At 70.4% G+C, this 15,156-nt stretch carries 12 protein-coding genes and 1 pseudogene; 11 read left to right on the top strand and 2 right to left on the bottom strand.

The genetic code is table 11. The annotated features are described in order from the left end of the window. Positions 1–12: 12 nt before the first annotated feature. Entirely contained in the window at positions 13–951 is a 939-nt protein-coding gene (locus FWJ67_RS08495) for a thermonuclease family protein (RefSeq protein WP_304173520.1), read from the bottom strand. Between the two features lie 325 nt (positions 952–1,276). On the opposite strand from FWJ67_RS08495, the gene FWJ67_RS08490 reads away from it, so the two are divergent. From FWJ67_RS08490 to FWJ67_RS08440, 11 genes are all read left to right on the top strand, one after another. Then, positions 1,277–2,239 carry an ABC transporter substrate-binding protein gene (locus FWJ67_RS08490; RefSeq protein ID WP_304173518.1) on the top strand — a complete coding sequence of 321 codons (963 nt, stop codon included), beginning with the start codon at positions 1,277–1,279 and terminating at the stop codon, positions 2,237–2,239. Positions 2,240–2,345: 106 nt separating this feature from the next. Continuing rightward, entirely contained in the window at positions 2,346–3,467 is a 1,122-nt protein-coding gene (locus FWJ67_RS08485; RefSeq protein ID WP_304173516.1) for a FecCD family ABC transporter permease, read from the top strand. Then, positions 3,464–4,579, top strand: coding sequence for a FecCD family ABC transporter permease (locus tag FWJ67_RS08480; RefSeq protein ID WP_304173514.1), 1,116 nt, complete (start codon positions 3,464–3,466; stop codon positions 4,577–4,579). Before FWJ67_RS08485 ends, FWJ67_RS08480 begins: the two co-directional genes overlap by 4 nt. Before the next feature lies 1 nt (position 4,580). Continuing rightward, positions 4,581–5,393 carry an ABC transporter ATP-binding protein gene (locus FWJ67_RS08475; RefSeq protein WP_304173512.1) on the top strand — a complete coding sequence of 271 codons (813 nt, stop codon included), beginning with the start codon at positions 4,581–4,583 and terminating at the stop codon, positions 5,391–5,393. A 374-nt stretch (positions 5,394–5,767) separates the two neighbouring features. Further along, positions 5,768–6,613 (top strand): IclR family transcriptional regulator, encoded by an 846-nt coding sequence (locus FWJ67_RS08470; protein WP_414482171.1) that lies wholly within the window; start codon positions 5,768–5,770, stop codon positions 6,611–6,613. After that, positions 6,610–7,560 carry an ABC transporter permease gene (locus FWJ67_RS08465; RefSeq protein ID WP_414482170.1) on the top strand — a complete coding sequence of 317 codons (951 nt, stop codon included), beginning with the start codon at positions 6,610–6,612 and terminating at the stop codon, positions 7,558–7,560. The genes FWJ67_RS08470 and FWJ67_RS08465 overlap by 4 nt, the downstream gene beginning before the upstream one ends. 55 nt (positions 7,561–7,615) lie before the next feature. Further along, complete coding sequence (gene opp4C / locus FWJ67_RS08460; protein WP_304173505.1) at positions 7,616–8,521, top strand: oligopeptide ABC transporter permease; 906 nt, start codon at positions 7,616–7,618, stop codon at positions 8,519–8,521. A 60-nt stretch (positions 8,522–8,581) separates the two neighbouring features. Continuing rightward, the gene (locus FWJ67_RS08455) at positions 8,582–10,186 is read left to right on the top strand and encodes an ABC transporter substrate-binding protein (protein ID WP_414482700.1); all 1,605 of its coding nucleotides are present in this window, start codon (positions 8,582–8,584) and stop codon (positions 10,184–10,186) included. Beyond that, a complete protein-coding gene (locus FWJ67_RS08450; RefSeq protein ID WP_304173501.1) occupies positions 10,183–11,643 on the top strand; it encodes a M20/M25/M40 family metallo-hydrolase in 1,461 nt (486 codons plus the stop codon). The genes FWJ67_RS08455 and FWJ67_RS08450 overlap by 4 nt, the downstream gene beginning before the upstream one ends. Further along, positions 11,640–12,419 (top strand): aspartate/glutamate racemase family protein, encoded by a 780-nt coding sequence (locus FWJ67_RS08445; RefSeq protein WP_414482168.1) that lies wholly within the window; start codon positions 11,640–11,642, stop codon positions 12,417–12,419. The genes FWJ67_RS08450 and FWJ67_RS08445 overlap by 4 nt, the downstream gene beginning before the upstream one ends. Positions 12,420–12,466: 47 nt before the next feature. After that, positions 12,467–14,275, top strand: a complete 1,809-nt coding sequence (locus FWJ67_RS08440) for a M28 family peptidase (protein WP_414482167.1) — start codon at positions 12,467–12,469, stop codon at positions 14,273–14,275. Between the two features lie 128 nt (positions 14,276–14,403). Here FWJ67_RS08440 and FWJ67_RS08435 read toward each other — a convergent pair. Further along, positions 14,404–15,156, bottom strand: a pseudogene (locus FWJ67_RS08435) (hypothetical protein); the annotation flags it as partial.

Raw genomic sequence — 15,156 nt, 5'->3', positions numbered from 1 at the left:
TCGGTGGGAGCATCAGGGAAAGCGGTGCACCTCCCGGCCCGCCGGATCGACCAAGACCGCCGGATCGCCGGCGTTGTTCCAGACGTCCTTCTCCGTCCACCCGAGCACTTCCGGCGGCTGGTGGCGGAAGGCCCGGCCGCTGGTGATAGTCACCGCCGCGCCGGGGGCCAGAACGAACCCCTCGGGGAAGGCAAACCGCTGGTCGCCCCGGAGGCTGACCAGCACCCAACCCGTCAGGTCGACGGGCTCGGTGCCCCCGTTCCAGATCTCCACCCACTCGGCCTCCAGGTTGACGGAGGCCACCTGCACCCGGGGCGGCCCCCCTTCGCCGGAGCCGTCAGGCGCAGGCCCGTTGAGGGCCCAGAGCCCCCGGTTGGCCTCCCGGCCCGCCCGCTGGGCCCGGAGGAGCCGGTCCACGTACCGGATGTTGGGCGGGAAGGTGTAGAGCTGCGCGTACCCCTCCTCCAGGAGCACCTCATTCACCATCCGCCCGTCGGGCAGGTAAGCGTAGGCGAGCAGCCGCCCGTTGGTGTCGGCCACCTCCGCGTCAAACTCTAGGCGGACGATGGTCCCCGGGGGCAAGAGCTCCTGGAGGAAGCGGGCCGCCGCCTCACCGTACGGTTCCGGCCCCCGGGTGGGGTGGCTCCGCTCGGGGGCGTCCACCCCAATCAAGCGCACCGACGCCGCAGGCGCTCCCCCCACGGCCACGATGAAGGTGTCGCCGTCCACCACCCGGACCACCCGGGCGGGGATGGGCGCCTCCGGATGGAGCACCTCCCCGGCATGGCCCCGTTCCGCCCAGGCCGCACCCCATCCGAAAAACAGGTGGATCACCCCGAGGAGCCCCACCGCGGCCCCGACGAGGATCCCCACCACCGGGCCGGACGCCCTCAGCCACCGGCCGAGGCGAGCCCACAACCCCTGGCCCCGCCCGGTAGACCCTGTGGCCACCGCCATCCCCCCTTGACCATCATCCCTTTTCGAAAGAACGCTTCGCCCAACGTGCCTTTCCGGCCTTTCTCAAGCCTCGTAAGCCCTAGCAAAAAGAAGAGACTTGACGCCAGCCAACGATGTGGTTATCTTAGAGCCGCCCAAGGGCTGTGATCGTGATCACGATTACTTATTAGGACTTGGACCCTGTTACGAACGGGTTCTAAGTCGGAGCGTATGCGTCCTCCGAGGCGCTTCTTTGTAGGATTGAATCCAAAGTAAATTGGTCGGGTTTCTTGGCGGTCCGCCCCGGGCCCGACAGGCGAGAGGAGCGCAAGGGTAAATCATGGGAATCAAGCGTCTCATCGGGCCAGCCGTAGGCCTTCTGGCCCTTCTGGCCGTCGCCTTCACCGTCGCGCCGCTGGCAGCTCCGACCCCCGTCTCCCAAGCCCAAGGAGCCACTCGGATCGTCGTCGACGCGCGCGGCATGGAGGTCACGGTGCCGGCCCAACCGAAGCGGATCGTCGCCTTGAGTGAGGCCGACCTGGACTCCCTCCTGGCCCTGGGCGTCAAGCCCGTGGGGACCGTCCAGGGCCGGGGCCAGACGGGCACGCCCCGTTATCTGGGGGACCGGGCGGCCGGCATCCCCATTGTGGGCGCCATCAACGCCCCGAACATCGAGGCGGTCCTGGCGGCCCAGCCCGACCTGATCCTGGCCGGCAACCTGGCCGACGAGCAGATCCTGGCCCAGCTGCGGCTCATCGCCCCCACGGTGGTCACCTTCCAGACGGGCGAGCACTGGCGGACCATCTTCCAGCGGGTGGCCGAGACGGTCGGGAAGACGGCCGAAGCCCAGGCCGTCCTCCAGGCCTATGAAGCCCGCCTGGCCGAGGTCCGGGCCAGCCTGGGCGAGCGGGCCAACGCCGAGGTGAGCATCGTCCGCTGGAATGCCCAGGGTCCGGTCTACATGCTCCCCGGCGCCTTCTCCAGCACGGTCATCGCCGATCTGGGCCTGAGGCGGCCCGCGCACCAGCAGAGCGGGGCCGGCACGGGCCATTCCCCCACCCTCAGCCTGGAGATGCTCGACCTCCTCGATGCCGACTGGATCTTCGTCGGTACCCTGGCCGCTGAGGGGGAGGCGGTGGCGGCGATGACGCAGGTGATGAACACCCCCGCCTTCCAGCAGCTGAACGCGGTGAAGGAGGGGCACATCACGCTGGTGGATGGCTCCCTTTGGAGCAGCGCCATCGGGCCCATCGCGGCCATGGCCATTCTGGACGACGTGGAGAAGGCCCTGGGCAGCCGGTAGCTCCGGGGCCTGCTGGGGGCCCGGGGCGCTCGCCCCCGGGCGCCCGCCCGGCTTCAGCAGCGCCCGCCGGGCCCTTCAGGTGCGCGAGCGGCAAGGGGGGAGCTCCGTGGAGCAGTTGATTCGAGGCGGCGGGCCCGCCATCCCCAAGGGCCTCGGCGCCAGCCCGCGAGGGGAGGCCACCCCAAACGAGCTGGGGCTCACGCCGCCGGCCTGGCCCATCTTCCTCCTGGTGGCAGCCACCCTGGCGCTGGCGCTCCTTTCGATCCTGATCGGGGCCGGCTCGGTGGGACCCGCCCAGGCCCTGGCGTTCCTTTTGGGGCGGCCGGAAGCGGTGGAGAACAGCTACGTCCACATGGTGATCACCACCCTGCGCCTGCCCCGGACCCTGGCGGCGCTGGTGGTGGGCGGCGCCCTGGGGACGGCGGGCGTCCTGATGCAGTCCGTCACCCGGAACCCTCTGGCGGAGACGGGGCTTTTGGGGGTGAACGCCGGGGCCGCCCTGGGCGTGGTCCTGGGCCTCACCCTCGCCGCGCACACGGGGCGGAGCGCCTCTTCCCTGGCTTGGGCCTTCGGCGGCGCCCTGGTCGCCAGCCTCCTGGTCCTGGCGGTGGCCGCCACGGGACGGGTAGGCGCTTCCCCCTTGCGGCTGGTCCTGGCGGGATCGGCCTTGGGAGCCACCTTCCGGGGGCTCACCTCCTACCTCCTGGTCACCAACGCCGACGTCTACGAGGAGTACCGGTTCTGGATGCTGGGGACGGTGGCCGCGGTCCCTCTGGAGCGGGTCTTGGAGATGCTGCCCGCGGTGGCCGCCGGCCTCCTCCTGGCCCTCCTCATGGTGAAGCCCCTCTCCGCCCTCTTCCTGGGGGATGACGTGGCCCGGGCCCTGGGGCATCGGCCGGGCTTGGTGCGGGCGGTGGTCTCCCTGGCGGTCACCCTGCTCACCGCGGCGGCGGTGGCCATGGCGGGCCCCATCTCCTTCCTGGGCCTGATCGCGCCCCACCTGGCCCGGGCCCTGGCGGGACCCCGCCTGGGGCAGCAGATCGGCCTCTCCCTGGTGGCCGGCGCTGGCATCTTGCTCGCCGCCGACATCCTTTCTCGGGTGATCATCCGGCCCCACGAGGCGCCGGTGAGCGTGCTCTTGGCCTACATCGGGGCCCCCCTGCTCATCCTCATCGCCCGCTCCAAGCGGATGCTCATCTTGCACGGACCGGGAGGGCAGAACCGATGAACCCCGCCCATCAGCCAAGCCACGTCTTGGGATCCGCCGTGACCCCAACCCTGGCCCAGCCCGACCGGCCGGCCGGCGCGCCCCCGGGCACCCGGGTCCTCCGGGCCGGTTCCCTGTCGGTTCTGGTGCCCCTGCGGGCCGTCCTCGTCGCTGTGGCCGCGGGGCTGGCCCTGGCCGCGGCGGTGGTCTGGTCCGCGGCCGTCGGCTCCTTTGCCCTCTCGCCCTGGGAGGCGGCCCGGGCCATGGTGGGTCAGGGGACGCCGACGGCGGTCCTTCTCATCCAGAAGATCCGCCTCCCCCGGATCGTGGCGGGGATGCTGGCCGGGGCGGCGCTGGGCCTGGCAGGTTGCCTCACCCAGACCATCTCCCGCAACCGCCTGGCCACCCCCAACACCCTGGGGGTGAACGAGGGGGCCGCCTTAGCCATCCTGGCGGTGGTCCTGGCCACGGGCAACAGCCTGGGCCCCTGGTGGGTGGGGCCCCTGGGCGGCCTGGCGGTGGCCCTGGCCCTCCTCCTGATCTCCGGTGGGCCGGGCACCCGGAGTTACCGCTTCCTGGTCGTGGGCATTGCCCTGGCGGCTCTGATCGATGCCCACATCAACTTGGTCTTGGCCCAGGAGCACATCACCACCGCCACCGCCGTCTTCGCCTGGACGGTGGGGAGCCTGGCGGGCCGGGGCTATCTGGTCGCCCTGCCCGTGGCCGTCGCCCTGGCCTTCCTGCTGCCGCTGGTCCTTCTGGTGGGCCGGCCCCTGAGCGTGCTCCAGCTGGGTGAAGAGGTGGCCGCCTCCCTGGGGGTGCCGGTGCGGCGGGTCCAGGTGGCCGTCATGCTGCTCGCCGTGACCCTGGCGGGGCTGGCGGTGGGGATCGGCGGGCCCATCGCGTTCATCGCCATGGCGGCGCCCATTCTGGCCAGCCGCCTCTCTGAGCCGACCCGGGTCCCCCTGATCCTGTCGGGGATTCTGGGGGCCCTCTTGGTGGTGGTGGCCGACACCCTGGGGCGGGTGGTGGCCGGCCCCGTCGAGGTGCCGGTGGGCGTGGTGGCCAGCATCCTGGGCGGGCCCTTCCTCCTTTGGGTCCTCTTCCGGGAAACGTCTGCGAGGGGGTTCTGAGATGGAGCTGGTGGTGGAGCACCTGCGAGCCTGCTATGACGATGTGGTGGCCGTCGACGACGTGAGCCTGCGGGTGGAGACAGGCCAGGTGGTGGCCATCGTGGGCCCCAACGGCTGCGGCAAGAGCACCCTCCTGCGGGCCATCGCCCGCCTCCACCGGCCGGCCCGGGGCCGGGTTCTCCTGGACGGGGAAGACCTCTGGAGCCTCCGGCCCAAGGAGGCGGCCCGCCGGGTGGCCCTCCTCCCCCAGTCGCCCCAGGCCCCCGAGGCCATGACCGTCGCCGATCTGGTCCGCTTCGGCCGGCACCCCCACCAGGGCCTCTTCCAGCAGTGGTCCCAGGAGGACGCCCGGGCGGTGCAGGCGGCCTTGGAGCTCACCGGGACCACCGAGCTGGCCCACCGGCGGCTGGATCAGCTCTCCGGCGGCCAGCGCCAGCGGGGCTGGCTGGCCATGGTCTTGGCCCAGGAGACGCCCGTCATCCTCCTGGATGAGCCCATCAGCATGCTGGACTTGGGCCACCAGGTGGAGGTCCTCTGCCTCATCCGGGAGCTGGCCGCCAAGAGCGGCCGGATGATCCTGATGGTCCTCCACGACCTCACCGCCGCGGCCCGGTTCGCCGACGTTTTGGTCGCCATGCGGGACGGCCGCCTGGTGGCCGCCGGACCGCCCCGGGAGATTGTGAGCCCCGAGCTGGTCCGGGAGCTCTACGACGTGGAGGCCGACGTCCTCCCCGCCCCCGGCTGCGGGGCCCCTGTGGTGGTGGCCCACCAGCGCCGTCTCGCCGCGCTCCTCGCTTCCCGAGCTTCAGGCTGACCCAGGAACCTCACCCCCTCCCTCCCGGACCCGCCCGCCTGGGCGGGTCCGGTCTTTTCGGGCCCTTCCCTGAGGGGCCACCCGGGCCGCCGGCGGGCTCCCCGGCCCTGCGCCCGCGCCTCATGAGCCCCTTCCTCCGGGGGAACCCACGGCCCCAGGCTCCCCTTTTGTACGAATACTGCCCATTGTTCCCCCGTTTGGTTCTGCATTACGCACCCAATCGCGCTCCTCGCGACGGCCTTCATCAAGAAATCTGCCTCACCGGGAAGGAATTCGCTCCACCACGTCGTATACCGACGACCAATATGCTGGAGCAAACGGTGTTTGGTAGAATCTAACGCTCTCTGCTCCATCTCCCCAGGCAGGTGCTTCGGGTGCCCAACCAACGGGAAGGTCGTTCGTACATCATCCAGAGCGTGGAGAAGGCATGCCGGCTCCTCCAGGCCCTGGCCGCTGACGACGTGGAGGAGCTGGGGCTGACGGAGCTGGCGGTCCGGCTCGGCTTCAACAAGAATCAGGTCTTCCGCCTGGTAAAGACCCTGGAAGTGTGGGGGTTGGTGGAGCAAAACCCCCAGACCGAGCGGTACCGCCTGGGCACGGCCCTGCTCTACCTGGCGGGACACGTCCAGCGGGGCATGGGGCTGGTCCGAGCCGCCGCGCCCGTTCTCGACCGCCTCGCCCTGGAAACGGGCGAGACCATCCACCTGGTGGCCCTGCACGGGCTGGAGGCGGTGCTGGTGGACGCCCGGGAGAGCCCCCAGCCCGTCCGGCTGACGGCCCGGCTGGGCGGGCGGTACCCCCTGCACGCGGGGGCCTGCCCTCTGGCCATCCTGGCCGCCCTGCCGGCCGACTGGCAGGCCCGGGTGCTGGAGCAAGCGCCCCAGCTTCCCCGGTACACGGACCGGACCGTCGTCGACCCGGCGGAGCTGCGGAGGCTCCTGGCCCAGGTCCGGGCCGACGGCTTTGCCATCAGCGACAACGACGTGGACCCGGGCGCCCGCGCGGTGGGGGCCGCCATTCTGGATTCGAGCGGTTGGCCCGTGGGCGCGGTGAGCGTGGCCGGTCCCGCCGCCCGCCTCTCCCTGGAGCACCTGCGCCGCCTGGGCGAGGTGGTCCGGGTGGCCGCGGCCGAGATCGGCGCCCGGCTGGGGATGACGGCTCGGCAGGGAGCGGGGCTGGCGCCACGCCAGCCGCGGCTTGCGAGGGGGCAGAAGGCATGAGCCAGTACATCGTCCGCCGGTTGGTCATCATGATCCCGGTGGTGCTGGGGATCACCCTGATCAACTACGCCATCATCAACCTGGCCCCCGGCGACCCCGTCGACCTCTTGATCGATCCCAACCTGACCGAGGCCGACCGGGCCACCCGGCGGGAGGCGTTGGGGCTGAACGACCCCTTCTTGGTCCGTTACGCCCGCTGGCTGGGTGAGCTCGTCCAGGGGAATCTGGGCTACTCCTACACCACCTATGAGCCCGTTCTCGAGCGGATCGGGGAGCGGGTCGGGCCTACCTTGCTCCTCATGGGGACCGCCCTCCTCGTCGCGTACCTCCTGGCCATTCCCTTGGGGATCGCCTCGGCCGTCCGGCCCTACTCGGGGCTCGATTACGCCACGGGCGTTGTGGGTCTTCTGGGAGTCTCCCTCCCCACCTTCTTCACGGGGCTGGTCTTCATCTACGTCTTCAGCCTGAAGCTGGGCTGGCTCCCCTCGGGCGGCATGACCAGCCTGGGCGGCGCCGCCCACTGGACCGACCGCCTCCGCCACCTGATCCTGCCCGCGGCGGTCCTTGCCCTGGCCAACCTGGGCCTCATGCTCCGGCTGGTCCGCTCCAGCACCCTGGAGGTGCTCCGGCAGGACTTCGTCCGCACGGCCAGGGCCAAGGGCCTGGGATCCTGGCAGGTCCTGGTCCGCCACGTGCTCCGGAACACCCTGCTGCCGGTGATCACCATGGCGGGCCTCCAGCTTCCGGCCCTGATCGCGGGTTCGATCATTACCGAGCAGGTTTTCCAGTGGCCCGGCATGGGGTGGCTGACCATCCAGGCCATCCTGGGACGGGACTACCCCACCCTCATGGGCCTCAACCTGCTCGCGGCCGTCATGGTGCTGGCCGGCAACCTCCTGGCTGACATCCTCTACGGGGTGGCGGACCCGCGGATCCGCTACGAGTGACGTCTTTCCGAGGAACGGTGTGGCTTTGAGGAACGACGAGGAGAAGGTGAATCGGGTGGCTTCATCCATTGCCCAGAAGAATCGCAGCCTGGTCCGGTGGGGGGTCCGTCCCGCAGGGGACAGCTACTGGGCCCTGGTGGTCCGCCGGTTCCTCCGTCACCGGCTGGCGGTGACGGGGCTGGTCGTCCTGATCCTGATGAGCCTGGCCGCCCTGGCCGCGCCCCTCCTCGCGCCCCATGACCCCAACGCCATGGATCTCTTCGCCTTCTCCGCCCCGCCCTCGGTGGAACACCCCTTGGGCACCGACTCCCTGGGGCGGGATGTGCTGAGCCGGCTCCTCTTCGCCAGCCGGATCTCCCTCTCGGTGGGGCTGGGCGCGACCCTGATCAACGTGGTGGTGGGGGTCCTCTTGGGCGGGCTGGCCGGGTACCTGGGCGGGAAGGTGGACAGCGCCATCATGCGCTTCACCGACATGATCCTCTCCTTCCCACCGCTGATGATCATCCTGGTGCTGGTCAGTGTTCTGGGGCCCAGCCTGATGAACGTCATTCTGGTCTTGGGGCTCTTGGGGTGGCCCCAGATCTGCCGCCTGGTCCGGGCGGAGATCCTCAAGCTAAAGGAGCAGGACTTCATCCAGGCCGCCCGGGCTCTGGGCGTGCCCGACGGGCGGATCCTCCTCCGCCACCTGATCCCCAACGCCTTTCCCCCGGTGCTGGTCGCGGCCACCTTCGGGGCGGCCCAGGCCATCATCCAGGAGGCCTCCCTGAGCTTCTTGGGCATGGGGGTGCAGCCGCCCACGGCCAGCTGGGGGAACCTGCTCACCGACGCCCAGTCCATGGGGGTCCTCGGCTCCATGCCGTGGCTCTGGCTCCCGCCTGGGCTGATGATCGTCGTCGCCGTCCTCTCCATCAACTTCGTCGGCGACGGGCTTCGCGACGCCCTCGACCCACGGCTCAAGTAAGGCTCTGAAAAGGGCTCAAACACGGCTCCCACAAGGGCCACACGACAAGGAGGTTGTCCCATGCGTCAGACCATCCGCGCGATGGCCGTAGCCTTCCTTATCCTTCTGGTCGCCCTGGCCGGCGCGCCCGCCGGCGCCGCGAGCGAGAAGGTGATCCGGGTCGGCATGTGGAGCGCGCCCGGAAACTTGAGCGCCATCAACGCCGACTCGAGCTACGGCTACTTCATCGTCCGCTTCATCTACGACACCCTGGTCGACCTGCAGCCGGACTTCACCTTCACCCCCCGGCTGGCCCAGTCTTGGGAGGTCTCGCCGGACGGGAAGACCTTCACCTTCCACCTGCATCCGGAGGCCACCTGGCACGATGGCCAGCCCCTGACGGCCCACGACGTCCTCTTCACCATCGAGACGGTGGCCACGCCCGGGGTGCAGACCAACCGGGGTAGCGCCCTCCGGGCCATCGAGGGGCTGGACGCCAACGGGAAGATGACGGGTCCCGAGATCTCCGGCGTGCGGGTGATCGACGACCACACCATCGCCATCACCACCAAGAGCGCGGTGGACCCGGCCCGCTTCCTGGAGCAGTTCGGCACGGGGCTCTACATCATCCCGCGGCACCTGCTGGCCGGCCTCTCCCCTGAGGAACTGGCCCGGGCCGAGGCGCTCCTCAACCCCACGGTGGCCAGCGGCCCCTTCCGCTTCGTCCGCTACGTGACCGACCAGTACATCGAGCTGGAGCGGAACGACGCCTACTTCCGGGGGCCGGCCAAGGTGGACCGGATCTTCGTCCGGATCGTCCCCGCCCCCTCCATGGCCACCCAGCTCATCCGGGGCGAGATCGACCTGGTGGCCGGGCCCGGCATCGGCGAGGTGCCCTTGGAAGACTGGGAGCTGGTGAAGAACACGCCCCACCTGCGGCCGGTCACCCAGCCCTCCCTGGGGTACCAGTTCGTCGCCATCAACACGGCCAAGCCCTACCTGGCTGACGCCCGGGTCCGCCAGGCCCTCCACCTGGCCATCAACCGGCAGCTGATGGTGGACCAGCTCTACCGGGGCGAGGCGGTGCTGGCCGTGGGGCCCTTCTCGCCGGTGACGCCCTACGTCAACGAGGAGCTGGAGCCCCTGCCCTACGATCCTGAGCGGGCCAAGGCGCTGCTCGCGGAGGCGGGCTGGAAGCCGGGCCAGGCCCTGGAGCTTCTGGTCCCCACCGGGAACGTCCAGCGGGAGCGGACGGGCACCATCATCCAGGCCAACCTGCAGGCCATCGGCATCCCCGTGCGGATCCAGCGCCTCGACTTCCCCTCGGTGCTGGCCCGGGTCTTCGCCGATGACTTCGACATGGCCCTCCTGGGCTGGACCGACACCTTCGACCCGGACCACGTCAGCTCCACCTTCGGCACCGGCGGCCAGTACAACCTGGCCAACTTCTCCGACCCCGAGGTGGACGAGCTGATCGAGACCGCCGGCGCGGAGCGGGATCCCGCCAAGCGGAAGGTCCTCTACGACCAGCTCCAGGTGGTCCTGCAGGAGAAGGTGCCCGTCATCTTCCTCTACTACCCCAACATGCTCGCGGCGGTGAACGAGCGGGTGATCAACGCCGACCCTGACATCTTCTACTTCGAAAGCCGTGCCCATCTGTGGGATATCCGGGAGGCGAACCGATGATGCAGCAAGCGAACGTCCCTGAACCCCTCCAGCCCGTGATCCAGCGGATCCGGGAGGGCTTCAACGAGGATCTGGAGAAGGTGCGGGAATTCCTCCGGACGCCCAGCATCAGCTACACCGGCGAGGGCATCCAGGAGACCGCGGAGAACGTGGCCCGCTTCATCCGGGAGCTGGGCGGGGAGGCCCGGGTGGTCCCCACCCCCGGGCACCCCATCGTCTCCGGCCGCCTCGATCAGGGCGCGCCCAAGACGGTCCTGGTCTACGGCATGTACGATGTGATGCCGGCGGACGAGCCCGACTGGTCCGTGGACCCCTGGGCCGCCGAGATCCGGGAGCTGCCCAAGCTGGGCAAGGCGGTCATCGCCCGGGGCGCGGTCAACACCAAGGGCCCCCTCGCCGCCTTCTTCCGGGCGGTGGCCCGCTACCAGGAGGCGGCGGGCAAGCTCCCCGTCAACCTGCTCTTCGCCATCGAGGGCGAGGAGGAGATGGGGAGCCGCCACTTCGTCCCCTTCGTGGAGGAGCACCTGGACGAGCTGAAGCAGGCCGACGCCGTCCTCTTCCCCTTCTTCTCCGAGGATGAGGAGGGCGTCCCCTCCATGACCCTGGGCACCAAGGGGATCCTCTACTTCGAGCTGGAGTGCCGGGGCGGCGACTGGGGCGGCCCCACCGAGCGGGGCATCCACGGCTCCTACAACGCCTGGGTGGCCAACCCCGCCTGGCGGCTGGTGAAGGCCCTCAGCACCCTGGTGGACGCGGAGGAGAACATCCTGGTGGAGGGCTTCTTCGATGGAGTGAAGCCCCTTCCCGAGCGGGAGGAGGCGATCCTCCGCCGCCAGGTGGAGAGCGGCCTCTTGGATGAGCGGCCCTTCATGGAGTTCGACCACGTCCGCCGGCTGAAGGGGGGCCTGCGGGGCTTTGAGGCCTGGAAGCGCCTCTTCAGCCAGCCCCAACTGAACATCGACGGCATCGTGGGCGGCTACATCGGCGAGGGGACCAAGACCCTCCTGCCCCACCGGGCCCTGGCCAAGGTGGACGTGCGGACCGTGCCCGAGATGGACCCCGAGAAGGTCGCCCAGGCCATCCGGCGCCACCTGGACAAGCACGGCTTCCCCGAGGTCGAGATGCGGGTCCTCAACATCTACCCCTGGTCCAAGGTGAGCCTGGAGGAGCACGCGGTCCAGGCGATGCTGGGCACCTACCAGGCCATGGGCCGCACGCCCCAGATCTGGCCCCTCAACCCCGGCTCCGCCCCCTACTACGTCTTTGAGCGGATCCTGGGGGTCCCCTACGTGACGGGCGGGCTGGGCCACGGCAGCCGGCAGCACTCCACCGACGAGTACTTCACCGTGGCCGGCATGCTGGACTTCGAAATCTCCATGGCCCGCTGGCTCTACAGCTACGCGGCCTTGGCCGAGGGCCGGGCGAGCGTCGAGGAGCTGGGGTGGCAGGAAGGATGAAGCTCGCCTACCTGGTCCCCGCCCCCATCTCCCTCAGCATGGGCCCCGACGAGGTGGCCCGCCGCCGGGCGGTCCTGCAGGAGCTGGCCTCGCCCGGCACCAGCCTGGACTTGGTGGAGGCGGCCGAAGGGCCCGCCTCCATCGAGTCGGCCCTGGAGGAGTACCTGAGCGTGCCGGGCGCCGCCCGGGAGGTGGAGCGCCTGGAGGCGGAAGGGTACGACGGCGTCCTCCTGGGCTGCGCCGGCGACCCGGGCCTGGACGCCCTCCGGGAGGTGGCCCAGGGGATGGTGGTGGTGGGCCCGGGGGAGGCCAGCTTCCACATGGCGGCCACCCTGGGCCGGCGCTTCGCCGTCCTCACCCCGGCGGTGAGCACCATCGGCCCCACCTATGATCAGGTGGCCCGAACGGGCTTGCGGGACCGCCTGGCCGGCGTGCGGGCGGTGGAGCTGCCCGTCCTGGCCATGCGGGAGAGCCGGGAGCGGACCGTCGCCCAGGTGACCGCGGCGGCCCGGCAGGCCCTGGAGCTGGACGGGGCCGATGTGCTCATCCTGGGCTGCATGAGCCTCGCCTTCTTGCGGGTGGAGCGGGAGCTGGCCGAGGCGACGGGCGTGCCCGTGGTCAACCCCCTCTTGGCAGGGGTAAAGTTCCTGGAGGCCCTGGTGGCGGCTGGGCTGCACCACTCCAAGCGGGCCTACCCCCGCCCGCCCAAGCTGACCGCGGGCCGGAACGTGGCCTCCCTCCGCCTGATGAAGGGTGCAGGGCCCGAGTCCCTCTGATGACAGATGGGTCGATGAAGCCTGGTGCGTAGAAAGGAGTCCCGCGTGTGACCACAGCCAACCACGAGAACCAGTCCCACCTTTCAGCCACCGAAGCAGAAGGCCAGTTTCTTGCCTCCCTCACCGGGGAGACGGCCTGGCAGCTGGTGGAGCGGTTCGCCAATTTGAACCGGGAGTCGGGATCGGCCGATGAGCGGGAGGCCGCCCGGTACATCGAGGAGCGCCTCCGGGAGGCGGGCGTGCCCGTGGAGGTGTACACCCCCACCCTCTACCTCAGCCTGCCCCGGGGCGCCCAGGTGACGGTGGAGGGCGACGCCCCCCTCACCCTGCAGGCCAAGACGCCCTCCTTCTCCGTCTCCACCGGCGATGGGGGCCGGACGGGGCGCCTGGTCTACCTGCCCTCGGGCTTCGCCACGGGGAGCAGCGACCTCTTCGACTCCAACCTGGCGGGCGCGTCGGGCGACCTGGAGGGCGCCATCGTCCTCACCGAGGGGCTCCCCCTCCCCCAGAAGGTGCTGGACATCCAGCAAACAGGGGCGGCGGCCGCCATCTTCATCAACCCCGGCGAGCGGATCCATGAGGCGATCTGCACCCCCATCTGGGGCGGCCCCGACCTGGAGAACCACCACCGCCGGCCCACCATGGCCGTGGTGGGCATCAGCCGCCCCGACGGTGATCAGCTCCTGGAGCGGGTGAAGGCGGCGGAGGCCGAAGGCCGGGAGCTCACCGTCACGGTGAAGACCTGGCTCGAGGAGGGCCTCTATCCATGTCCTGTCCCGGTGGCCACCATCCCGGGCTGTGAGGAGCCGGAGAAGTTCGTCCTCCTCCATGGCCACCTGGATTCGTGGCACTACGGCATCGGCGACAACGCGGTGGGCGACGGCGCCCTCCTGGAGCTGGCCATCGGTCTCTGGCAGCACCGGGCAGCCCTCCGCCGCTCCGTGCGCATTGCCTGGTGGCCCGGCCACTCCCAAGGCCGGTACGCCGGCTCCACTTGGTATGCGGACCACTTCGGTGTGGACCTGGCGGAGAACGCGGTGGCCCACGTCAACTGCGACTCGCCCGGGTGCCGGTGGGCGACGGTCTTTAAGGAGGTCTCGTGGACCCCGGAGCTAGAGGCCTTCACCCAGCAGGCCATCCGGGACGTGACGGGCCTCGAGAGCTCCGGCGAGCGGCCGCCCCGGGCGGGCGACTGGTCCTTCAACAACCTGGGTGTGAGCGGCACCCTCATGCTCTCCTCCACCATGCCCGACGACCTCCGGGCGGAGAAGGGCTACTACGGCGTGGGCGGCTGCGGCGGCAACATCGAGTGGCACACCGAGGCGGACACCCTGGAGGTCGCCGACCGGGAGATCCTCACCCGGGACATCAAGGTGTACGGCGCGGTGGTCTGGCGCCTGGCCACCTGGGAGCGGCTGCCCCACCGGTTCCGGGCGACGGTGGCCGACATGAAGGCCAGCCTCCAGGCGTACGCGACCGCCGTCCAGGACCGCTTCGACCTCTCGCCGGTGACGGAGGAACTGGGCCGCCTCGATGACGCGCTGGCCCGGCTGGAGGCGGCGGAGGGCGTGCCCGCCCGGGTGTACAACGAGGCCATCCTCCGCTTGAGCCGCATCCTGGTCCGCCTCCACTTCGCCAAGGAGGAGCCCTTCCGGCAGGATCCGGCCCTCCAGGTGCCCCCCCTCCCCTCCCTGGCCGCGGCCCACCGCCTGGCGGAGCTGGAGCCGGGCACCCCTGAGGCCCAGTTCGCCCTCAACTCCCTTACCCGGGGGCGGAACCGGGTGGTCTTTGGCTTGCGGGAGGCCCAGCGGATCGTTGCGTGGGCCCTCGGCCACGCGTCAGCTTGGGGTCCCTAGGGCCCTGAGTCACCCCTCAAGCAGGGAGTCACCCCCCCAACGGGGGAGTCACACCTCAACCGAAAGGAGACGGGGGGCGCCAGGCCCCCCGTCTTCCCATATAAGCCTTCTCTTGAAGCGCTTCCCCTTCACCCAACCACCAGCGCCTTCTCCCGGGTCAGGAGGAAGGGCCGGTAGTAGCCCAAGAGGTCCGACATGGGGAGCACATCCTCCCCCAGTTCGATGCCCAGGACGTTCCGCAGGTACTCCCGGCGCCGGGTGAAGCGGGCCCAAAGGTCCGGGTACTCCCGCTCCAGCTGGCGGCGCAGTGCCTCGTCGGCCAGGACGATCCCATCCTCCAGGTCCGCGCCGAAGTAGGGCGGCTTGGGGATGATGATCAGGTCCAGCTGGATGTAGTTCCCACTCTGGAGTTGCACATCGGACCCTTCGGTGAAGGGCGTGGAGATCCACTCGTCCACCCCGATCAGGTGACCCGGGTTGAGCACCCAGCCCCACTCGGCCCGGGGCAGGAGGGATTCGGCCAGGTTCCAGATGTGGCCGCCGCTCACGCCGATCCCCACCTCGCCCAGCCACCGGGCGGCGAAGGTGTAGAAGGGCATGGCGATCCGCTCCAGCCAATCCCGGATCTCGGGCGCCAAATCCTGGGGACCTGCGGCCAGGAAGGCGGCCCGGCAGGTGAGGGCCCCCTCAATCCCGTAGGCGGTCGTGAGGAAGTCCCCCCGGGCGGCCACCCGGTCCGTGGGGCTGGTGAGGCCGAAGCGGGCCTTCTCCCCTACGGAGAGCATGGGGTGGACCGAAAGGGGGAGCCCCATGTTCTGCATGGGGGCCGCCAGCTCCATCTCCGTCTTGCCGGGCGCCGCCTCATCCATCACCCGCAGGAT

This window comes from Limnochorda sp., assembly GCF_047459355.1.
In the GTDB taxonomy this organism is placed as follows: Bacteria; Bacillota; Limnochordia; order Limnochordales; family Limnochordaceae; genus Limnochorda.
Note: the sequence above shows the minus strand (reverse complement) of the source record. Positions and strands in the feature narration are given on the sequence as shown.